20 protein-coding genes are annotated in these 19295 nt (G+C 70.3%); 11 read left to right on the top strand and 9 right to left on the bottom strand.

Going from position 1 to position 19295, the window contains the following annotated elements; genetic code table 11:
* Nucleotides 1–165: 165 nt before the first annotated feature.
* On the top strand, nucleotides 166–1149 hold the full coding sequence (locus tag CRP50_RS11090) for an OmpA family protein (RefSeq protein ID WP_141415109.1): 984 nt from the start codon (nucleotides 166–168) through the stop codon (nucleotides 1147–1149).
* Nucleotides 1150–1258: 109 nt separating this feature from the next.
* On the opposite strand, the gene CRP50_RS11085 is transcribed toward CRP50_RS11090, so the two are convergent.
* Nucleotides 1259–2635, bottom strand: coding sequence for a S1C family serine protease (locus CRP50_RS11085; protein ID WP_141415108.1), 1377 nt, complete (start codon nucleotides 2633–2635; stop codon nucleotides 1259–1261).
* 174 nt (nucleotides 2636–2809) lie between these two features.
* On the opposite strand from CRP50_RS11085, the gene hisH reads away from it, so the two are divergent.
* The 5 genes from hisH to CRP50_RS11060 all read left to right on the top strand — a co-directional run bounded on the left by hisH (nucleotide 2810) and on the right by CRP50_RS11060 (nucleotide 6168).
* Nucleotides 2810–3451, top strand: coding sequence for an imidazole glycerol phosphate synthase subunit HisH (gene hisH / locus CRP50_RS11080; protein WP_097279225.1), 642 nt, complete (start codon nucleotides 2810–2812; stop codon nucleotides 3449–3451).
* Nucleotides 3448–4179: a 1-(5-phosphoribosyl)-5-[(5-phosphoribosylamino)methylideneamino]imidazole-4-carboxamide isomerase gene (hisA, locus tag CRP50_RS11075; protein ID WP_097279224.1), complete on the top strand. Its 732-nt coding sequence runs from the start codon at nucleotides 3448–3450 to the stop codon at nucleotides 4177–4179. The genes hisH and hisA overlap by 4 nt, the downstream gene beginning before the upstream one ends.
* Nucleotides 4180–4351: 172 nt before the next feature.
* Nucleotides 4352–5110, top strand: coding sequence for an imidazole glycerol phosphate synthase subunit HisF (hisF, locus tag CRP50_RS11070; protein ID WP_097279223.1), 759 nt, complete (start codon nucleotides 4352–4354; stop codon nucleotides 5108–5110).
* A gap of 13 nt (nucleotides 5111–5123) precedes the next feature.
* Nucleotides 5124–5453 (top strand): phosphoribosyl-ATP diphosphatase, encoded by a 330-nt coding sequence (locus tag CRP50_RS11065; protein ID WP_097279222.1) that lies wholly within the window; start codon nucleotides 5124–5126, stop codon nucleotides 5451–5453.
* Nucleotides 5454–5805: 352 nt separating this feature from the next.
* A complete protein-coding gene (locus tag CRP50_RS11060) occupies nucleotides 5806–6168 on the top strand; it encodes a histidine triad nucleotide-binding protein (RefSeq protein WP_097279221.1) in 363 nt (120 codons plus the stop codon).
* A 19-nt stretch (nucleotides 6169–6187) separates the two neighbouring features.
* Here the strand turns inward: CRP50_RS11060 and CRP50_RS11055 are convergent, their stop codons facing one another.
* Both CRP50_RS11055 and CRP50_RS11050 read right to left on the bottom strand, forming a co-directional pair.
* Nucleotides 6188–7039 carry a Clp1/GlmU family protein gene (locus CRP50_RS11055; RefSeq protein ID WP_097279220.1) on the bottom strand — a complete coding sequence of 284 codons (852 nt, stop codon included), beginning with the start codon at nucleotides 7037–7039 and terminating at the stop codon, nucleotides 6188–6190.
* Nucleotides 7036–7575 carry a hypothetical protein gene (locus CRP50_RS11050; protein ID WP_097279219.1) on the bottom strand — a complete coding sequence of 180 codons (540 nt, stop codon included), beginning with the start codon at nucleotides 7573–7575 and terminating at the stop codon, nucleotides 7036–7038. Before CRP50_RS11050 ends, CRP50_RS11055 begins: the two co-directional genes overlap by 4 nt.
* A 133-nt stretch (nucleotides 7576–7708) precedes the next feature.
* Between CRP50_RS11050 and CRP50_RS11045 the strand changes: the two genes are divergently transcribed.
* From CRP50_RS11045 to CRP50_RS11035, 3 genes are all read left to right on the top strand, one after another.
* Nucleotides 7709–8548: a hypothetical protein gene (locus CRP50_RS11045; protein ID WP_097279218.1), complete on the top strand. Its 840-nt coding sequence runs from the start codon at nucleotides 7709–7711 to the stop codon at nucleotides 8546–8548.
* Between the two features lie 144 nt (nucleotides 8549–8692).
* Nucleotides 8693–10552, top strand: coding sequence for a ribonucleoside-diphosphate reductase subunit alpha (locus CRP50_RS11040; protein ID WP_097279217.1), 1860 nt, complete (start codon nucleotides 8693–8695; stop codon nucleotides 10550–10552).
* Between the two features lie 70 nt (nucleotides 10553–10622).
* Nucleotides 10623–11582, top strand: coding sequence for a ribonucleotide-diphosphate reductase subunit beta (locus CRP50_RS11035; protein WP_097279216.1), 960 nt, complete (start codon nucleotides 10623–10625; stop codon nucleotides 11580–11582).
* Between the two features lie 133 nt (nucleotides 11583–11715).
* On the opposite strand, the gene CRP50_RS11030 is transcribed toward CRP50_RS11035, so the two are convergent.
* On the bottom strand, nucleotides 11716–12297 hold the full coding sequence (locus CRP50_RS11030; protein ID WP_141415107.1) for a hypothetical protein: 582 nt from the start codon (nucleotides 12295–12297) through the stop codon (nucleotides 11716–11718).
* Between the two features lie 157 nt (nucleotides 12298–12454).
* Between CRP50_RS11030 and CRP50_RS11025 the strand changes: the two genes are divergently transcribed.
* Entirely contained in the window at nucleotides 12455–13396 is a 942-nt protein-coding gene (locus CRP50_RS11025; protein WP_245913440.1) for a radical SAM protein, read from the top strand.
* Between the two features lie 10 nt (nucleotides 13397–13406).
* Here the strand turns inward: CRP50_RS11025 and CRP50_RS11020 are convergent, their stop codons facing one another.
* The 3 genes from CRP50_RS11020 to CRP50_RS11010 all read right to left on the bottom strand — a co-directional run bounded on the left by CRP50_RS11020 (nucleotide 13407) and on the right by CRP50_RS11010 (nucleotide 15495).
* Nucleotides 13407–14168 carry an SDR family oxidoreductase gene (locus CRP50_RS11020; protein WP_097279213.1) on the bottom strand — a complete coding sequence of 254 codons (762 nt, stop codon included), beginning with the start codon at nucleotides 14166–14168 and terminating at the stop codon, nucleotides 13407–13409.
* A 66-nt stretch (nucleotides 14169–14234) separates the two neighbouring features.
* A complete protein-coding gene (locus CRP50_RS11015) occupies nucleotides 14235–14486 on the bottom strand; it encodes a hypothetical protein (RefSeq protein WP_097279212.1) in 252 nt (83 codons plus the stop codon).
* A 43-nt stretch (nucleotides 14487–14529) separates the two neighbouring features.
* Nucleotides 14530–15495, bottom strand: coding sequence for a calcium/sodium antiporter (locus CRP50_RS11010; RefSeq protein ID WP_097279211.1), 966 nt, complete (start codon nucleotides 15493–15495; stop codon nucleotides 14530–14532).
* 199 nt (nucleotides 15496–15694) lie between these two features.
* Here CRP50_RS11010 and CRP50_RS11005 point away from each other — a divergent pair, with 199 nt between their 5' ends.
* The gene (locus tag CRP50_RS11005; protein WP_097279210.1) at nucleotides 15695–16000 is read left to right on the top strand and encodes a hypothetical protein; all 306 of its coding nucleotides are present in this window, start codon (nucleotides 15695–15697) and stop codon (nucleotides 15998–16000) included.
* 37 nt (nucleotides 16001–16037) lie between these two features.
* Here the strand turns inward: CRP50_RS11005 and CRP50_RS11000 are convergent, their stop codons facing one another.
* Together CRP50_RS11000 and CRP50_RS10995 are read right to left on the bottom strand one after the other, a co-directional pair.
* Entirely contained in the window at nucleotides 16038–16451 is a 414-nt protein-coding gene (locus CRP50_RS11000; RefSeq protein WP_097279209.1) for a hypothetical protein, read from the bottom strand.
* Between the two features lie 161 nt (nucleotides 16452–16612).
* The gene (locus tag CRP50_RS10995) at nucleotides 16613–19201 is read right to left on the bottom strand and encodes a glycosyltransferase family 2 protein (protein ID WP_101613988.1); all 2589 of its coding nucleotides are present in this window, start codon (nucleotides 19199–19201) and stop codon (nucleotides 16613–16615) included.
* Nucleotides 19202–19295 lie beyond the last annotated feature (94 nt).

The raw sequence follows: 19295 nt of genomic DNA, 5'->3' as shown, positions 1-19295 counted from the left end.
TGGATCGGGGGCCGACTGCCCCTTTCCGGCCCGTCTCCTCCTCCTTTCGACTCGGTCGCGGCGAAGAGTCGGCGAAGTCTTCGAACCCTGGTTGCGGTACGCGCGTTCAGAAGACAAACCCGCCACGACCCTCCGTATAGCGAGCATTCGAGGAGGCTAATGACCATGCATACGTTTATGAAGATTGCCCTGCCCGCGTCCGCTGTTCTGGCGCTCACCGCTTGTGCGAGCGGCGCAAAGATCGAGAACGCCAAGGCCGTCGCCCCGTCGGGCGGTTCCGCCTTCACCCAGGAACTGGCCAAGGACTACGGCGACTACACGCGCTTCGAGGCCGACGAGATGTACGACTGGCCCGACGCCGACCACTTCGCCGACAAGGCGCTGGCCGCCGCCGAGGGCAAGCGCGTCGCGCCCGAGAACCCGGAAGAGTGGGACATCGAGCGCGAAGACTGGATGGCCGAGCTGAAGCAGGCTCGCGCCACCCTGGTCGGCGCCTACCAGGACGGCTTCCGCGAGGACAATCCGCAGGCCGCCGCCTCCGCCCAGGCCAATTACGACTGCTGGGTCGAGCAGGCCGAGGAAGGCTGGCAGTACGACCACATCGCCAAGTGCCGCGAAGGCTTCCTGGCCGCCATGCAGCAGCGCGGTGGCGAGGTGGTGACCCAGGTGGAAGGCCCGCCGCCGGTGCTGGTGTTCTTCGATTGGGACGTGGCGCGCCTGCCGGCCGAAGCGACCCAGATGCTGGACGCCATGGCCAACGTGGCGCAGGACAATCCGCAGATGCGCCTGAACGTCACCGGCCACGCCGATACCTCCGGCCCGTCCGACTACAACGTCGGCCTGTCGCGGGAGCGTGCCGAGAACGTCGCCTCCGCCCTGCAGACCCGCGGCGTCGCCCGCGATCGCATGATCGTCGACTGGAAGGGCGAGAGCGATCCGCGCGTGCCGACCGGCGACGGCGTCCGCGAGCCGGAGAACCGCCGCGTCACCATCCAGGGGACCGGCACCGCGCCCATGGCCTCCATGGACGGCATGAACACCGGCATGGGCGCCGGCGGCATGCAGCAGTCCAGCATGGCGGCCGGCGGCGAGAGCGGCATGACCGGCGCCACCATGGGCTCCACCGGCACCGCCACCACCATGCGGTAACCACCGACGGCGCCGGGGGCCGTCGCCCTGACCCCCTCGCCCCCCTCACCGGGGCGGCGCGCACCGGCCCAAGGCCCGCAGCGGTTCCCCCGCTGCGGGCCTTTCTTCGTCAGTTCGCAGGGGCCGTCGGGTAGTCGTCCCACGGTTCGGCGCCGGCCGGCAGCGGTTCCTCCACCACCAGGCCCAGCTTGGCGAGGGCGTCGGCGATGCCGATGAACAGGTTGAGGCCGAGCGGCGCGCCGCCGTCGGTCTGGAAGCCGGCGTAGGTCAGGCCGATCAGGTTGCCGCGCCCGTCCACCAGGGCGCCGCCGCTGTTGCCCAGCGAGACGGCGGCGTCGGCCTGGATGTCGGTGAGGCCGCGGTCGTTGCGCGGGAAGCCGGAGACGATGCCGCGCGTCACCGTGCCGGCCAGCCCCTTCATGCCGGGCGTGCCGACCACGAAGACCTCCTCGCCGATGGCCGGCGGCGGCGTCAGGCGGATCGGCAGCACCGAGGCCTCGGCCACCGTTTCCGCCAGTTGCAGCAGGGCGACGTCGCGCCGGCCGTCGCGCCGCAACACGTCGGCCTTGCGGAACCGGCCGGAGGCGTCGCGCACCATCACCGACTCGTGGCCTTCGACGACGTGGTGGTTGGTCAGCAAGAGGCTCGGGGCGATGAAGACCGCCGAGCCGTGGCCGGTGCCGGTGTCCACCGTGGCGACGGCGGCGCGCACGGCGTCGGCATCGTCGACGAGCGGCGTCGTGCGCAAGGGGCGCTGCGGCACCAGCAGGGGCGTCGGGCCGGTCTGGCGGTCGGCGACGGCGAATTGGGTCGGGTCGCGGCTGACCAGCTCCAGCAGGCGGGGCTCCGCCGCGAAGTTGCTCGCGGCCGTGCCGAAGGCGCCGTTGATGAGCAGCTGGACCGCCATGGGCGAGGGGTCTTCCAGGGTCGCCACGCCCTCGGTGGTCGCCTGCCACACCACCTTGCGCAGGGCCTGGCTGAACACCTGCCACTGCACCCGCACATAACCCTGGCCGGTCTTCAGGAACTTTTCGTCGCCGGTCAGCAGGTCGCGCTGGTGGCAGATGTCGAGGCGGATCTCGTCGATGCGGGCGCCGACCAGATAGTCGGTGCGCGGCCGGCCGCGTTCGATGTCGGCGAACAGGTTGCTGGGGTCGCCGGTGGTGCGGTAGCCGGCGAGGTTCAGGCGGTCGTAGAAGATGTCGGAGAAACTGCGGCTGAACACCTCGGTGCGCGACATCTGCCAGGCGATGGGATCGCTGCGCCCGGCGCACTGCCACAGATTGCCGCCGTAGCCGCCGATGGTGGTGCCGGGCGGGATGGCGATGGTGGCGCCGTGGAAGCGCAGGGTCGCCAGCGTGCGCTCGAACCCCATCTCCGGCGGCGGCCGCATCTCCACGGCCGGGATCGGCATGCCCGACCCGCAGCCGCCCAGGGCCGCAACGGCGGCCAGCGCCGCCGTGCCCATCATCCACCCCCGCCCCATGACGGCCCCTCCCCCGTCGGTTGCAAAACCATTGCGAGCGGAGTGTAGCGGGAGCGCCATGACCCTGCAAGCCGCGCGGGAAGGCTTTGACGGCGCGGCCCTTCCTGTTACAAAGCCTGCGACCGTCCTATATGCCGGGCATCCGGCCCCCGCCGCTTCCGTGGGAACGTTTTCATGACCGTCGCCATCATCGATTACGGATCGGGCAACCTGCGCTCGGCCGCCAAGGCGCTGGAGCGCGTGGTGGCCGAATCGGGCGCGTCCGAAACCGTCCTGGTCACCGCCGACGCCGACGCCGTGCGCGCCGCCGACCGCATCGTGCTGCCGGGCGTCGGTGCCTTCGCCGATTGCCGCCGCGGCCTCGACGCCGTGCCGGGCATGGTGGAGGCCCTGACCGAGACGGTGATCGACAAGGGCCGCCCCTTCCTCGGCATCTGCGTCGGCATGCAGCTCATGGCCTCCGTCGGGCGCGAGCACCGCGACGTCGCCGGCCTGGGGTGGATCCCGGGCGAGGTGGTGCGCATCCGCCCCGCCGACCCGACGCTCAAGGTGCCGCACATGGGCTGGAACGAGCTGGCCTTCGAGCCCGGCCACCCCATCCTCGCCGGCATTGCGCCCGGCGATCACGCCTACTTCGTGCACAGCTATCATCTGGTGCCGGAAAACCCGGCGCACCGCCTCGCCACCATGGAGTACGGCGGCACGCTGACGGCGCTCGTCGGCCGCGACACCATGGTCGGCACCCAGTTCCACCCGGAGAAGAGCCAGGCCACCGGCCTGACGCTCCTCGGCAACTTCCTGCGTTGGGCTCCATGATCCTTTTCCCCGCCATCGACCTGAAGGACGGGTCCTGCGTCCGCCTGCTGAAAGGCGAGATGGACAAGGCCACCGTCTTCAACACCTCCCCCGCCGATCAGGCCCGCCTGTTCAAGGACGCCGGCTGCGAGTGGCTGCACGTCGTCGACCTCAACGGCGCCTTCGCCGGCAAGCCGGTGAACGCCGAGGCGGTGGAGCAGATCCTCGCCGTCATGGGGCCGGACGTGCCGGTGCAGCTCGGCGGCGGCATCCGCGACCGCGCCACCATCGACCTGTGGCTGGAGAAGGGCATCCGCCGCGTCATCCTCGGCACCGTCGCCCTGCGCCATCCGGAACTGGTGATCGACGCCTGCAAGGCGCACCCCGGCCGCATCGCCGTCGGCATCGACGCCCGCGACGGTATGGTGGCGGTGGAAGGCTGGGCCGAGACCAGCGAAATGACGGCCGTCGACCTGGCGCTGAAGTTCGAGGACGCAGGCGTCGCCGCCATCATCTACACCGACATCGACCGCGACGGCGCCTTGCAGGGACCGAACGTCGAGGCGACGGCGGCCCTGGCCGCGCGCCTGACCACGCCGGTCATCGCCTCGGGCGGCGTTGCGTCCATCGACGACCTGAAGGTGCTGAAGGCGCGCCAGGACACCGGCATCGTCGGCGTCATCTCCGGCCGCGCCCTCTACGACGGCCGCATCGACCTGGCCGAGGCGCTGGCGGTGCTGAAGGGCTGACGGGTCGAGAGCGGGTTGACCACCAAGACACCAAGACACCAAGAGAACGCTCCCGCGCGCAGGCGGTCGGGGACAGGCCCCTCGGGAGGAACTGGATAAAGTCTCCTTGGTGCCTTGGTGTCTTGGTGGTTCAAAACCGACCGACCGGCGAGAAGTAAGCAAGGACACGCAGATGCTCAAGATGCGCATCATCCCCTGCCTGGACGTCAAGGACGGCCGTGTGGTGAAGGGGGTCAATTTCGTCGGGCTGCGGGATGCCGGTGATCCGGTGGAGCAGGCGCGGATCTACGACGCCGCCGGCGCCGACGAACTGTGCTTCCTCGACATCACCGCCAGTTCCGACAACCGCGCCACTCTCTACGACGTGGTCGCCCGCACGGCCGAGCAGTGCTTCATGCCGCTCACCGTCGGCGGCGGCGTGCGCACGGTGGAGGACATCCGCAAGCTCTTGCTGGCCGGCGCCGACAAGGTGTCCATCAACACCGCCGCCGTCCACCGCCCGGAGTTCGTGCGCGAGGCGGCGGAGAAGTTCGGCAGCCAGTGCATCGTGGTCGCCATCGACGCCAAGTCGGTCGGCCCCGACAAGTTCGAGATCTTCACCCACGGCGGCCGCAACGCCACCGGCCTCGATGCGGTGGAGTGGGCGCGGCGCATGGAGGAATACGGCGCCGGCGAGATCCTGCTGACCAGCATGGACCGCGACGGCACCAAGCAGGGCTTCAACCTGCCGCTGACGCGCGCGGTGGCCGATGCGGTGTCCATCCCCGTCATCGCCTCGGGCGGCGTCGGCACGCTGGATCACCTGGTGGAAGGCATCACCGAAGGGCACGCGACGGCGGTGCTCGCCGCGTCCATCTTCCACTTCGGCGAATACACCATCCGCCAGGCCAAGGACCACATGAAGGCCGCCGGCATCCCGGTGCGCGACTGACGGAGACCAGCCCATGAGCGAAGCCACCGCCGCCGTGCTCGACCGCCTGTATACGGTGATCGAGGGCCGCAAGGGCGCCGACGCCGACACCAGCTATACCGCCAAGCTGTTCGCCAAGGGCCGCAAGAAGATCGCCCAGAAGGTCGGCGAAGAGGGCGTGGAATGCGCGCTCGCTGCCGTATCCGAAGGCCGCGACGAGGTGGTGAGCGAAAGCGCCGACCTGCTCTATCACCTGCTGGTGCTGTGGGCCGACGCCGGCGTGGCGCCGGCCGAAGTCTACGGCGAACTGGAGCGCCGCGTCGGGCTTTCGGGCTTGGCGGAAAAGGCGGCCCGCAAGTCCTGACGGGTGACCGGCGCTTGAGGGCGCTGGCGGGATCGGTCACGATCACGACGACCGGCCGACCCCGGCCCGCCCTGTGCGGGACGGACGGCGCGACTGCGCCGCGCGGCCCCTGCCACGGGAGCCAAGGGCGTGAGGAGCGCCCGCCCGGCGCTTGAGGGCGCAGGCGGGATCGGTCACGATCACGACGACCGGCCGACTGCCGGCCCGCCCCGGGCGGGACGGACGGCGCGACTGCGCCGCGCGGCCCCTGCCGCGGGAGCCAAGGGCGCGAGGAGCGCCCGCCCGGCGCTTGAGGGCGCTGGCGGGATCGGTCACGATCACGACAGCCCAAACCCAAAGGAGCCCCTTCGCGATGGCCTACGACCAGAACAACATCTTCGCCAAGATCCTGCGCGGCGAGATCCCGTGCAAGAAGGTCTACGAGGACGATCACGTGCTGGCCTTCGAGGACATCGCGCCCAAGCGCCCGGTCCACGTCCTGGTCATCCCCAAGGGCCCTTACGAGGACGCCACCACCTTCGCCGCCGAGGCCTCCGACGTCGAGCAGGCGGCGCTGTGGAAGGCCGTCGGGCTCATCGTCAAGCAGACCGGCGTCGACAAGACCGGCTACCGCATCATCTCCAACACCGGCGAGCACGGTCACCAGGAGGTGCCGCACCTGCACCTGCACATCCTCGGCGGGTCGTCCTGCGGCCCCATGGTGAAGGCCGGCTGAGGCGGGCGTCGCGCCGGCGTCAGGGCGGCGGCACCACCGTCGCCGCCCCGTCCTCCGCCACCACCAGGGCCCCCGTGCGCAAGCGCACCGCCGCCGCCGGGTCGCCGGCCGTGAGCAGGCGCAGGGAGCCCGCGTCCTCCCCCAGCAGCAGCGCCAGGGCAGTGTCGTCGCCGGCGGCGTCGGCGAGGGCACACAGCAGGCGCGGCGGCAGCGGTTCGGCCAGCGCGACCAGCCGCTCTACCGGCAGGCGGTCCGCTGGCACCCGCGTCTCCGCGGCACCGGCGAAGGCCGCCGCCAAGGCCGTTTCCCGCAGGCGGCGCCGCTGCGCCTGGCTCTTGCGGCGCACGGCCGGGCTCGACGGCAGGCGCAGGACGGGCGTGCGAGCGGCCAAGGCCTCGGCGAGCGCCGCCGCTTCCGTCGTCCGTTCCAGGCATACCACCAGGTCGGGCCGCACGGCCTGCGCCGTCGCCGTCTGCAGGCGCTGGCCGGGGCCGCGGACGAAGCCGCAGGTGTTCACCACCACCAGCCGCCCGCCCCTCGCGCCCGCGTCCGTCAGCCGGGCGGCGGCGGCGAGCAGGGCGGCGCGGGCGCGCAGGGGCTCCAGCACGCCCAGGAAGACCAGCCGTTCCACCGGCTCCCCCGGCCGTCCGAGCGCCGCGCAGGCGGGTGGGCCGAGGCCCGGCTGGCCGGGGTCGGCGTCGACCAGCACCGCCGCCCTCGACGCCGCGGCGGCGAGCCAGCGGCAGAAGGTGGTCTTGCCGGTATCGGTGGCGCCGACCACCATCACCCGCCGCACGCCCGCCGCCACGGCGTCGAGGGCGGCGGTCCAGGCGGCGGGGACGTCCAGGTCTCCGTTTCCCGGCGCGGTCACGGTTTGTCGCGGAACAGGCTCTGCGACACCTGCACCATGAGCTGGCGGAAGCGCTCGCTGTCGAGGGTCAGGTCCTCCGGGTCGCCGCCGACGGAGCCGGCGACGTCGGTCAGCACACGGTCCTCCTCGCAGAACACGGCCAGCACCGTCAGCCGCTCGCCCGGTTCCTCCGGCGGCACCTCGCCGCGGCACAGGGCGCGGCCGGAGACGCGGCGCGGCGCGTTGAAGGCGAGCGTGACGTGGTAGCGGCGGTCGCCGGCTTGTGCCGGGTCGGTGGTGAAGCGCAGCGTCTTGTACTCGGCGATGGCGCGGCCCATGGCGCCGAGCGCGACTTCGGCCGTGCGCTCCGGGCTCTCGCCGGCGAAGGCGGTGCCGTGGAGGGTGGCGAGCACCGGACCGCGGCTGGCCGCCCACTGCATGAACTGGAACGATCCCGCCGGGTCGCGGTAGCGGACCGTGGTGCGCGGCGCGTCGCCGCAGGCCGTCACGGCGGCGGCGACGGCGCCGGCGGCCAGCGTCATCAGCTTTTTGAGCATATGGGGCAACTCCTTGAGCCGGCAGGTTTTCCACAAGTTATCCCCATAACTCAGGGTTTGCACAGGGTTGCGCGCGGGCGCGGCAGCCGTCAATATCCGCCGCCCGCTCCCCTGGCAGAAGAGGCCTTCCCCCATGACGACGGATACGGTTCCGGCCGGCGCCAAGGACCCGCTCGACGCCGCCGCCCGCGAGCTGCGGGCGCGCATCCGCTACGTCTCCGCCCGCGACGAGCTGACGGCGCCCGACAGCACCATCAACAAGGCCGCCGCCGACGAGCCGGTCTTCGTGCTGCGCGCCCGCGACCTGGTCGCCTCCATGACCGTCGAGTACTGGGAGTTCTGCGCCCGCAACCGCGGCACCCCCGACGACAAGCTGGAACGGGCCGACCGCCAGCGCCGCGCCATGGAGGCGTGGCTGGAAAAGCGCCTGCCGCAGCCGACTCCGGCCGGCGAGATGCCGACGGTGCGCACCGCCCACGTCGAGCGCAACCACCCCCACTCGGTGCTGCGCAGCGCCCACCCGGAAGAGCCGGTGTTCGCCATCGTCGCCTCCGATTCGGTGGCGCAGGAAGTGGTGGAATTCTGGGCCTTCATGGCCGAGCGCAACGGCGCCAAGCCGGCCAAGGTGGACGCGGCCCTGCACGTCGCCCGCGCCATGGCCGCCTGGACCAGCAAGCGCGTCGTCGGCCTGCAGGAGCGCAAGCCGCGCCCGGTGCTGTCCGACGGTTCGGCCGGCGGCGGCGGCGTGGTGCTCTCCGCCCACCGGCCGCGCCATCGCATGGTGACGCTCATCCGCTGCCTCGCCTGCGATCATTCGGAGAAGGTGGGCGAGCCGCCCTATTCGGAAGACCTGCTGGCCTCCATCGCCGAGACCTGCGAAGGCGGCTGCCCGTCCTGCGGCGCCCAGCCGACGATGGACGAGGCGACCGGCCTGGCGCGCCGCGTCCTGACCACGGTGATGGTCGAGGAATAAGTCGGAAGAGGTAGTCGCCGCCGACTCCCGTCATCAACATATTGACGGCGACCCCCATTTTCATACCATATGTGGGCCGCTTGACGGGGTGCCTCTGCGCTCCCCGTTGCTGCCTATTCACCGAGACGCTGGAGGAATGACGCCGTGCTGAACGTGGTGCAGGTGACGGAAGGGCCCCGGGTGCAGGTCGATCACAGCCGCGACGCCCTTCTGACCGACTTCGGCAAGGCCGTGCTGGAAGACCGCTACCTGCTGCCCGGCGAGAGCTTCCAGGACCTGTTCGCCCGCGTCGCCAGCGCCTATGGCGACGACGACGCGCACGCCCAGCGCCTGTACGACTACATCTCGCGCCTGTGGTTCATGCCGGCGACGCCGGTGCTGTCCAACGGCGGCACCAACCGCGGCCTGCCCATTTCGTGCTTCCTGAACGAGGCGGACGACAGCCTGGACGGCATCGTCGGCCTGTGGACGGAAAACGTCTGGCTGGCGGCGCGCGGTGGCGGCATCGGCAGCTACTGGGGCAACCTGCGCTCCATCGGCGAGACGGTGGGCTCGGTGGGCAAGACCTCGGGCGTGGTGCCGTTCATCCGCGTCATGGACAGCCTGACGCTCGCCATCTCGCAGGGCTCGCTGCGCCGCGGCTCGGCGGCGGTGTACCTGCCGGTGGACCACCCGGAGATCGAGGAATTCGTCGAGATCCGCCGCCCGACCGGCGGCGACCCCAACCGCAAGGCGCCCAACCTGCACCACGGCGTGCTGCTGTCGGATGCCTTCATGCGGGCGGTGGAAGAGGACGCCGACTGGGCGCTCATCAGCCCCAAGGACGGGTCGGTGATGCGCACCATCAAGGCGCGCGCGCTGTGGATCCGCATCCTGCTGGCGCGCGTCGAGACCGGCGAGCCCTACATCATCTTCAACGACACCGTCGCCCGCCACCAGCCGCAGCACCACAAGCTGGCCGGCCTGCGGGTGAAGACCTCCAACCTCTGCGCCGAGATCACCCTGCCGACGGGCCGCGACCACATGGGCCGCGACCGCACCGCCGTGTGCTGCTTGTCGTCGCTGAACCTCGAGACGTGGGAGGAGTGGAAGGACGACCCGCAGTTCATCGAGGACGTCATGCGCTTCCTCGACAACGTCATCCAGGACTTCATCGACCGCGCCCCGGACAGCATGGCGAAAGCCCGCTATTCCGCCATGCGCGAGCGTTCGGTGGGCTTGGGCGTCATGGGCTTCCACAGCTTCCTGCAGAAGCACCGCATTCCGTTCGAGTCGGTGATGGCGAAGGTGTGGAACCGCACCATCTTCAAGCACCTGAAGACCTACGTCGACGCCGCCTCCAAGGCGCTGGCGGTGGAACGCGGGCCGTGCCCCGACGCCGCCGACTACGGCTTCATGGAACGCTTCAGCCACAAGACGGCCATCGCGCCGACGGCGTCCATCTCCATCATCTGCGGCGGCTCCAGCCCCGGCATCGAGCCCATCGCGGCCAACAGCTACACCCACAAGACGCTGTCGGGCTCGTTCAACGTGCGCAACCCCTACCTCAAGGCCCTGCTGGCCGAGAAGGGCCGCGACGACGAGGACACCTGGACCTCGGTCACCGTCAACGAGGGCTCGGTGCAGCACCTGGACTTCCTGACCCAGGACGAGAAGGACGTGTTCAAGACCGCCTTCGAACTGGACCAGCGCTGGGTGGTGGACCTGGCGGCCGACCGCACGCCCTTCATCGACCAGAGCCAGTCGGTGAACATCTTCCTGCCCGCCAACGTGCACAAGAAGGTGCTGCACCAGCTGCACTACCAGGCCTGGAAGAAGGGCGTGAAGAGCCTCTACTACTGCCGCTCCAAGTCCATGGCGCGGGCCGAGGTGGTGGCCAACAAGGCGGTGCCCGACTCGCTGAAGGACCTGGTGGCCTCCGCCGCCCTGCCGGCCGGCGCGACCCTGGACCCGGCGGCGGCTGCGACCTCCACCGACTTCGAGGAATGCCTCGCCTGCCAGTGAGGCGGCGCGCCCCAGACCCCAGTCATACGAGCCGCCCGGCGGCCCCGAGTTCATTCGACAGGTACATCCGATGCCCCTTCTCGACGCCAAGCCCGTCTACAAGCCCTTCGCCTACCCCTGGTGCTACGACGCCTGGCTTCTGCAGCAGCAGATCCACTGGCTGCCGGAGGAAGTGCCGCTGGCCGACGACGTGAAGGACTGGCACCACAAGCTGTCGGACAGCGAGCGTCACCTGATGACGCAGATCTTCCGCTTCTTCACCCAGTCGGACATCGAGGTGAACAACTGCTACATGCGGCATTACACCCGCGTGTTCAAACCCACCGAAGTGCAGATGATGCTGGCGGCGTTCTCCAACATGGAGACGATCCACATCGCCGCCTATTCGCACCTGCTCGACACCATCGGCATGCCGACGACGGAATACTCGGCCTTCCTCGACTACAAGGCGATGAAGGACAAGTACGATTACATGCAGGTCTGGGGCGTCGACACCAAGGAAGACATCGCCAAGACGCTGGCGGTGTTCGGTGCCTTCACGGAAGGGCTGCAGCTGTTCGCGTCCTTCGCGATCCTGCTCAACTTCCCGCGCTTCAACAAGATGAAGGGCATGGGGCAGATCGTGACGTGGTCGGTGCGCGACGAGACGCTGCACTGCAACTCCATCATCCGCCTCTACAAGACCTTCCTGCAGGAAAACCCCGAGGTCGACCGCGCCAAGATCGAGGTGGAACTGGCGGAAGCCTGCAAGACCATCGTCCACCACGAGGACGCCTTCATCGACCTGGCCTTCGAGCTGGGCGCCGTGGAGGGTCTGACCGCCGAGGACGTGAAGCGCTACATCCGCTACATCGCCGACCGCCGCCTGACGCAGCTGGGCATGGAGCCGGTCTACCTCATCGAGAAGAACCCGCTGCCGTGGCTCGACGCCATGTTGAACGCGGTGGAGCACACCAACTTCTTCGAGAATCGCGCGACGGAATATTCGAAAGCCGCCACCCAGGGCACCTGGGACGAAGCCTTCGCATAAAAACGTTTGCGTCGCGTGGAACCATCGGTCGCGACGGCGGTTATACCGTGCGTACCCCGCGTGAACACCGATCTTACCGAGTGAGCATGCAAGATCCGGCCCCGTGGACCCCGCCGCGGGGCCGGTTTTGCGTTCAGCGCCCGGCGGCCACCGTGTCCGTCGCGCTGCACAGGTCGACGCCATGGCCGACGATGCAGATCAGCGCGGCGTCGTAATCCCACTCCACATGGCCTGCGAAGGTCTCGCCGGCCGCCACCCAGCCGCCCTCCAGGGTGACTGGATCCGCCCAGGCGGCGGCGAGTCCGTCGGTCCAGCGGATCGGGGCGGCGCGGCGGCGCAGGGCGTCGAGGAGGGTCGGATCGGCGCCGTGGCCGACGGCGGTGGCGCGCTCCTGCGCCGTGCGCACGGCCATGGTGACGCCGGGGCAGGGGCCGGGTTCCAGGGCGGCGGTGAGATCACCGGCCGGCGCGAGCGGAGCGGGCAGGGGGCGCGGGCCTTCGGGCAGGTCCAGCCACACCGTGCCGTCCGCCGCCGTGCGCCACGGCACGAGGGGGAGCAGGCGTCCTTCGCTGCAGACCACGGCGGCACCGGCGCCGGCCAGGTAGACTGCCGCCGCGCCGTCCGTCACCCAGCCGCGCCCCTCGCCGGCTTCCGCCGCCGATCCCACCGCCGCCAGGGCCGCCATGCCGACAACCGCCGCCCCCACCAGACGCATCGCCCGTTCCTCCCCCGCTGCATGGAGTTCGACGGTAGACCGCCGCACCCCCGCCGCCAAGGGGACACGGGCTCGTGACTTGTCCGTGGTCATCTGCGACACCATCGTCGTCGTAGAGATAGAGACCGATGTCGTGCCGCTGCCGAGGAGACACCCCTTGCCCGACGACGGCCGCCAGGCCATTCCCCGCCGCAAGTTCGACGATCCCGCCGTCACCGCCAAGGGCGAGGCGCGGGCGCATGTTCGCCTGCGCCGGCTGGAGACCCTGTGGATCAACACCGGCACCTTGTGCAACATCGCCTGCACCCACTGCTACATCGAGTCGAGCCCGAAGAACGACCGGCTGGCCTACATCACCCTGGCCGAGACGGAGCCCTATCTGGACGAGGCGGCGGCCCTCGGCACCGCCGAGATCGGCTTCACCGGCGGCGAGCCCTTCATGAACCCGGAGATCGGGGCGCTGCTGACGGCGGCGCTGGAGCGCGGTTTCCGGGTGCTGGTGCTGACCAACGCCATGAAGCCGCTCACCCACCGCCGCGCCGACCTGCTGCGCCTGCGCGCGCGCTTCGGCGACCGGCTGGAGATCCGCGTCTCCCTCGACCACTACACGGCCGACCACCACGACGCCGAGCGCGGGCCGGGGTCCTTCGCGCTGGCGCTGGAGGGGCTGCGCTGGCTGTGTGCGGAGGGCTTCTCCACCGCCGTCGCCGGCCGCACCCGCTGGGGCGAGGCCATGGCGGACGAGCGCGCCGGCTATGCCGCCCTGTTCGTGCGCGAGGGCCTTCCGCTCGACGCCGCCGACCCCCACCGGCTGGTGCTGTTCCCCGAAATGGACGAGCACGCCGACGTGCCGGAAATCACCACCGCCTGCTGGGGCATCCTGAACAAGAGCCCGGAGTCGGTCATGTGCGCCTCCGCCCGCATGGTGGTGAAGCGCAAGGGCGCGGCGCGCCCGGCGGTGCTCGCCTGCACCCTGCTGGCCTACGATCGGCGCTTCGAGCTGGGCGAGACGCTGGCCGAGGGCGCCGCCGACGTATCGCTCAACCACCCGCACTGCGCCAAGTTCTGCGTGCTCGGCGGCGCGTCCTGCAGCGGGTGAGGGGGGCGGTCTACTCGGCGTAGATCATCTTGCGGGTCATGCCGCCGTCGATGACGAACTCGGCGCCGGTGACGAAGCCGCTCTGCTCCGACAGCAGCCAGGCGACCATGTCCGCCACGTCCTCCGGCCGGCCGACGCGGCCGGCGGGGTGCTGGGCGTGGTCTTCCGCGCTCAGGGCATCGGGCACCGCGTCGGGATCGGCGCGCCAGGCGGAAACGTCGATCCAGTCCGGCGAGACGCAGTTCACCCGCACCCGCGGCCCCAGGCTGACGGCCAGCGCATGGGTCAGCGCCAGCAGCCCGCCCTTGGAAGCGCTGTAGCTCTCCGTGTGCGGCTCGCTCATGTGGGCGCGGGTGGAGGCGATGGTCACCATGGCGCCACCGTCCCGCTGCATGAGCGGCGCGCAGGCCCGCGCCAGCAGGAAGGCGGAGGTGAGGTTGACGTCGAGCACCCGCCGCCATTCGGCCAGCGACAGCTCCGTCACCCGCTTGCGCACCATGATGCCGGCATTGGCGACCAGCGCCGTGAGCGGCCCGTCGGTCTGGGCGACCGTCGCCACCGCCGCCGCGACGGCGGCTTCGTCGGCGACGTCGCAGGCGACGGCCGTCAGCCTGCCGCGACCGGCCAGGCGGCCGGCGGCGGTGTCCAGGGCGGCGGTGTCGGCATCCAGCATGAACACGTGCCGTCCGTCGTCGAGTAGGCGCTCGACGATGGCGCGGCCGATGCCTTGGGCGCCGCCGGTGACGATGGCCTTGGGGGCGGGGGTCGCCATGGGGATGCTCCTTCGTGCTGCCTGTCTCGGGCAGGAACGGAGACTACCCCCGCCGGGATCGCGGCGTCAGCCCTTGGCGCCGGCGGCTTCCGCCGCCAGGGCCTGCTCGGCGCGGTAGACGCGCACGGCGGTCCAGCCGAACACCACGACGCCGACCGCGACGCCGACCAGGCCGAGCAGACGCGCGGTCTCGGCCGACAGGTGCAGGTAGCCCGTGATCATCAGGTCGAGGAACCACGCGAAGGCGGTGGCCTCGCCGCCGATGAGCAGGGCGCAGGCGAGCGCCGTGGCGAGGATCATGAACGGAGACGAGCGCATGGCCCGGTCACTCCAAGGGGGAAAGGGAAGAGCGGGATATATATCAGGCGCTCGCCGCCGCCACCAGCACGCCGACATAAACCGCATAGGCGCCCACGAAGACGGCGCCCGTGGCGCGTCCGATGCGGCGCAGCAGCATGACGGCGGCGATGAGGGCGACGGTGGCGCCGAGCATGACCCAGGCGTCGCGCTGCAGGATCTCCGCCGGCACGGTCAGCGGCGACACGATGGCGGTGACGCCGAGAATGCCGAGGATGTTGAAGATGTTGCTGCCGACCACGTTGCCGAGGGCGACGTCGCTTTCCTTCTTCAGGGCGGCGATGACGCTGGTCGCCAACTCGGGCAGCGAGGTGCCGATGGCGACGATGCTGACGCCGATGATGGTTTCCGACACGCCCCACGACTGGGCCAGCACCACCGCCGCCTCGACCAGCAGACGGGCGCCGAGCACCACGCCGAGGAGCCCGCCGACGGTGAAGGCGACACCGCCCCACAGGCCGAGATTGGCCGGCGGGATGGCCTCGGCGGTTTCCGTCTCGTGCTCGCGCAGGGCGGCGCTGGCCTGCTCGCGGCGGTCGAGCACCAGGGCGGAGCCGGTATAGGCGATGAGCGCCAGCACCAGGATCACGCCGGCCCAGCGCGGCAGCACGCCGGCGATCACCAGGGCGATGAGGGCGACGGTCGCCAGCGCCAGCACCAGGGTGTCGCGGTGCAGGCCCTTGGCGGTCGCGGCCACCGGCGCGATGATGGCGGCACCGCCCAGGATCAGCAGGATGTTGGCGATGTTGGAGCCGACCACGTTGCCGACGGCGATGCCCGGCGCGCCGAGCAGGGCGGCCTGCAGGCTCGCCATCAGCTCGGGCAGCGAGGTGCCGAAGCCGACCAGCGTCAGGCCGATCACCAGCGGCGACACGCCGAAGCGGCGCGCCACGGCGACCGAACCGCGCACGAGAAGGTCACCGGCCACCAGAAGAAGGATCAGGCCGGCGATCAGTTCGACATAGACCATGGGGAGGGCAGGCTCCTGGGAGGGTATGGCAGTCGCCTGCATTATGGGGATCGGACGGGCCGGTTTCCAGCGCCACCCCGCGAAACGAAAGGGATCTTTTCATTCCCCTTTTCGAAAGCATGCTATAGTGCGGCCGCTTTCCGCGCCTCCCGCCCCCGGTGGCGGACGGGAGCGGACAAGGACCGTTTGGAAGGACATCATGAGACTGAAGTCTGCCCTCGCCGCCGTGGCGTCCCTCGGCGCGGCGCTGGTTCCCGCCGCGGCGCTCGCCGCCCAGGCCGAGACCCTGGAGCAGAAGGACTGCGTGCTGTCTGCCGCCGGGCTGCTGCCGACCATTCCCGACCTGCGCGTCGTGGCGGCCGAGGCCAAGGCCGACGCCAGCCCCGACACCTATACGGTCCTGGTGACGGTGGAAGCCATCGGCCGAACCGCCATCTACGAGTTCACCTGCGTCTACGACAAGGTGGACGGCGCCCTGGTGGAAGGCGGCCGCATGCGGCAGTAAGCCGCGCCGCCGACCGGTCCGTCTCGCCCGTCTTGTCCTACTTGTGCCCGGCCGGCGCATGGCCGCCGCGGGCCGGCGCCGCATGGGCGCCCGCCGCCGCCGGGGCGTGAGCCGGCCCGTGCGCCGGGGCATGGCCGGCCGGTCCGTGTCCGGCCGCGCCGCCCGGTGCCTCCCGCCGATGGGGACGCTCGTCCTCCTCGCGCTCGTCGCCCTCGCCGTGGGCGCGCACCGCGAAGCCCTTCATGGCCCACGGCATGGCGAGCCCGAGCAGGCCGCTCAGCACCAGCGCCGACAGATAGAAGATCACCGCCGAGGTGATGCCGATGTCGCCGCCGCCGAAGGAATCGGTGGTCCACAGCATGGCGGTCACCGGCAGGAACCCCACCGCCATCAGCAGTCCCAGGCGATGCCAGCCGCTGCCCTTGAGCGGCGTCAGTCGATGCATGGTCATGGCCGGGTCCTCCTGCGAACGTGCTAAGACCTATGATAGCGCAAAGGAAATGCCGGCGGCGGAGGTTTTTGCCGGCGGCTGCCGGCGCGCCCGCGTCCGCAAACACGAAAGGCCGGAGCGGGATGCTCCGGCCTTCGTGGGGTCTTCGGGCAGGGTCGCCGTCAGCCGGCGATTTCGCCCACCGGCTGGGTGGAGGCCACCGGCGCCGGCTTGCGGTTGGCGAGCCACTCGGCCCCGCGCATCAGCACGGCACACAGGAAGGGCACGCTCTGCGTCGCCAGGATGGCGGCGAACAGGTACAGCTCGACGATCTGCAGCGGGTTGATCGACGCCAGCACCACCGCCGACAGCAGCAGGGCCATGCCGACGCGCAGTTCCCACTTGGCGGGGTCGTCGGACTTCGCGCCGGCGGTCTTCTTCGCCTTGCCGCCCTTGTCGGTGACCTTGAAGGCCAGGTTGTCCTTCACGAAGCCGGTCAGCACCGCCGCCGCCACCGTCCACTGCAGGCTCATGGCCGCCAGCGCCGCGCCCAGCACCTCGCCCCACGAGGCTTCCACGCGCGCCCGGTAGAGGATGACGCAGTGGAAGATGTTGACCAGGAAGGCCAGCAGGATGGGGATGGTCAGCGTGGTTTCCGGCATGGCGACGCCGACGAACAGCAGGAACGGCACCCACACCAGGTTCATGAAGGCGGCGGCGACGCCCAGCGCATCGGACAGCCAGTAGGACCAGCCGGTGACGAAGGCCGTCTTCTGGTTCGGCGACAGGGTCTTGCGGCCGGGCAGCATGTGCGGCCAGTGCTTCTTGATGATCTGCACGGCGCCGTAGGCCCAGCGGTTGCGCTGCGTCTTGAAGGCCTTGAAGGTGTCGGGCAGCAGGCCCCAGCCGTAGCGCTTGGAGGTGTAGTGGGCCGAATAGCCCGCCTCGAACAGGCGCAGGCCCAGTTCGGTGTCCTCGACGATGGTGTCGGTGCCCCACTGGCCGACTTCGTCGAAGGCGGTGCGGCGGACCATCAGCATGGTGCCGTGGGCGATGATGGCGTCGTCTTCGTTGCGCTGGACCATGCCGATGTCGAAGAAGCCGGCGTATTCGGCGTTCATCATGGTCTTGAACAGCGATTCGCGGCCGTCGCGGTGGTCCTGCGGCGCCTGCACCAGCGCGACCTTGGGGTCGTGGAAGGCGGGCACGGTGTCCTTCAGCCAGGCGCGGTCGACCACGTAGTCGGCGTCGATGACGGCGATCACGTCGGCATCGGGCGCCATGTAGTTCAGCGCGAGGTTCATGGCGCCGGCCTTGAAGCCCTTCACGTTCAGCAGGTGCAGGAACTTGAAGCGCTCGCCCAGCCGCTCGCAGTGGGCCTGGATCGGCTCCCAGTACTCGGGCTCGGGCGTGTTGTTGACGATGACCAGGCACTCGAAGTTCGGGTAGTCGAGCGCCGCCACGCTGTCGAGCGTCGCCATCAGCATCTCCGGCCGTTCCTTGTAGGCCGGGATGTGGATGGACACCTTGGGGGCATAGCCTTCCGGCGCCTTGGCGACCACGGTCGACAGCAGGCGGGTCGGCTTGCGGCCGAACACTACGGCGGCGATCTCGTGCACCTTGCCGAGCGTGATCATCATGAGCGGCACCACCAGCGCCAGGCCGAAGGCCCAGCTGATGAGCGTGCCGACGCTCCAGTAGTAGAGGAACGGCCAGGCGGCGGCCATGGCGATGCCGGCGCCCATGACGTTGGCGGCGGCGGCGTAGACCGTCGCGTGCGCCAGCGTCGGGTTGCGGCGGCGCAGACCGAGCAGGGTGGCGGCCAGGCCGATGATCACGGCGATGGCGGCGACCGGCGCGCGGTCCGGCGTCTCGACCACGCCTTCCAGGGCGAACTTGGGCTTGCGGTCGGCGTCGAACACGCCCCAGTAGGGGCCGACGGCGCCTTCGTTGGTCTTCCAGGGCTGGTCGAAGGCTTCCATCAGGTTGTAGTCGATGCCGCGCTTGTCGGCCTCGACCATGAACTTGCGGATCAGCTCGGCCTGCTCCAGCGCGCCCGGGTGGGCGGCGCGGACGTTGGTGCCGGCCGACGGCCAGCCGAACTCGGCGATGACGATCTTCTTGCCCGGGAAGGCGCGCTTGAGGTCGGCGTAGCGGTCGAGCGTGTACTGCATGACCTGCTCGGTCGGGATGCCTTCCCAGTAGGGCAGCACGTGCGCCGAGATGAAGTCGACCTCGTTGGCGAGCTTCGGGTTGTCGAGCCACAGGTTCCAGACTTCGGCGTAGGTCACCGGCACGCGGGAGCGCTGGCGCGTCTCGCGCAGGATCTGGATCATCTCCTCCGGCGTCTTTTCGTTGCGGAGGATGACCTCGTTGCCGACCACCAGGGCGCGCACGTTGGGGTTCTGGCGGGCGATCTGCAGGCCGGTCTCGAGTTCGCGCTTGTTGCGCTCCTCGTCGCTGCCGATCCAGATGCCCTGCATGACGTTGACGCCGTGCTTGCCGGCGATCTCGGCGACCGCTTCCTGGCCGGCGTCCACCGAGTAGGTGCGCACCATGCGGGTGAAGGGCGCCACCGCCTTGATGTCGTTCTCGATCTGCTCGCGCGGGATCAGCGTCGGCTTCTCCGCGTCCTGGTCGGGCGCGAAGGGGCTGAACGACAGCGACTCGATTCCGGTCGGCGCGTTCGGCGGCAGGATGCGCTCGTGACCGGCATACCACAGGGCCGCGTGAACACAGCCCGCGACCAGGGCGGCGGCAAGGATCCTCATGGACGTGGTGCTCCTCGGAGCAGAGTGCGGCGGTGCCTGACGCAGCAAGCGGGCCCTGGCCGTGTGGTGGACGCGAAAACGGGTAACCGGGACC

It is taken from the genome of Caenispirillum bisanense (assembly GCF_900230255.1).
In the GTDB taxonomy this organism is placed as follows: Bacteria; Pseudomonadota; Alphaproteobacteria; order Rhodospirillales; family Rhodospirillaceae; genus Caenispirillum; species Caenispirillum bisanense_A.
The sequence above is the reverse complement of the archived record's forward strand: the minus strand, read 5'-3'. Positions and strand labels throughout refer to the sequence as shown.

Coding starts and splice junctions, on each gene's coding strand:
- CRP50_RS11090 (WP_141415109.1), top strand. CDS start 166: ATGCATACGTTTATGAAGATTGCCCTGCCCGCGTCCGCTGTTCTGGCG.
- CRP50_RS11085 (WP_141415108.1), bottom strand. CDS start 2,635: ATGGGGCGGGGGTGGATGATGGGCACGGCGGCGCTGGCCGCCGTTGCG.
- hisH (WP_097279225.1), top strand. CDS start 2,810: ATGACCGTCGCCATCATCGATTACGGATCGGGCAACCTGCGCTCGGCC.
- hisA (WP_097279224.1), top strand. CDS start 3,448: ATGATCCTTTTCCCCGCCATCGACCTGAAGGACGGGTCCTGCGTCCGC.
- hisF (WP_097279223.1), top strand. CDS start 4,352: ATGCTCAAGATGCGCATCATCCCCTGCCTGGACGTCAAGGACGGCCGT.
- CRP50_RS11065 (WP_097279222.1), top strand. CDS start 5,124: ATGAGCGAAGCCACCGCCGCCGTGCTCGACCGCCTGTATACGGTGATC.
- CRP50_RS11060 (WP_097279221.1), top strand. CDS start 5,806: ATGGCCTACGACCAGAACAACATCTTCGCCAAGATCCTGCGCGGCGAG.
- CRP50_RS11050 (WP_097279219.1), bottom strand. CDS start 7,575: ATGCTCAAAAAGCTGATGACGCTGGCCGCCGGCGCCGTCGCCGCCGCC.
- CRP50_RS11045 (WP_097279218.1), top strand. CDS start 7,709: ATGACGACGGATACGGTTCCGGCCGGCGCCAAGGACCCGCTCGACGCC.
- CRP50_RS11035 (WP_097279216.1), top strand. CDS start 10,623: ATGCCCCTTCTCGACGCCAAGCCCGTCTACAAGCCCTTCGCCTACCCC.
- CRP50_RS11030 (WP_141415107.1), bottom strand. CDS start 12,297: ATGCGTCTGGTGGGGGCGGCGGTTGTCGGCATGGCGGCCCTGGCGGCG.
- CRP50_RS11020 (WP_097279213.1), bottom strand. CDS start 14,168: ATGGCGACCCCCGCCCCCAAGGCCATCGTCACCGGCGGCGCCCAAGGC.
- CRP50_RS11015 (WP_097279212.1), bottom strand. CDS start 14,486: ATGCGCTCGTCTCCGTTCATGATCCTCGCCACGGCGCTCGCCTGCGCC.
- CRP50_RS11010 (WP_097279211.1), bottom strand. CDS start 15,495: ATGGTCTATGTCGAACTGATCGCCGGCCTGATCCTTCTTCTGGTGGCC.
- CRP50_RS11005 (WP_097279210.1), top strand. CDS start 15,695: ATGAGACTGAAGTCTGCCCTCGCCGCCGTGGCGTCCCTCGGCGCGGCG.
- CRP50_RS11000 (WP_097279209.1), bottom strand. CDS start 16,451: ATGACCATGCATCGACTGACGCCGCTCAAGGGCAGCGGCTGGCATCGC.
- CRP50_RS10995 (WP_101613988.1), bottom strand. CDS start 19,201: ATGAGGATCCTTGCCGCCGCCCTGGTCGCGGGCTGTGTTCACGCGGCC.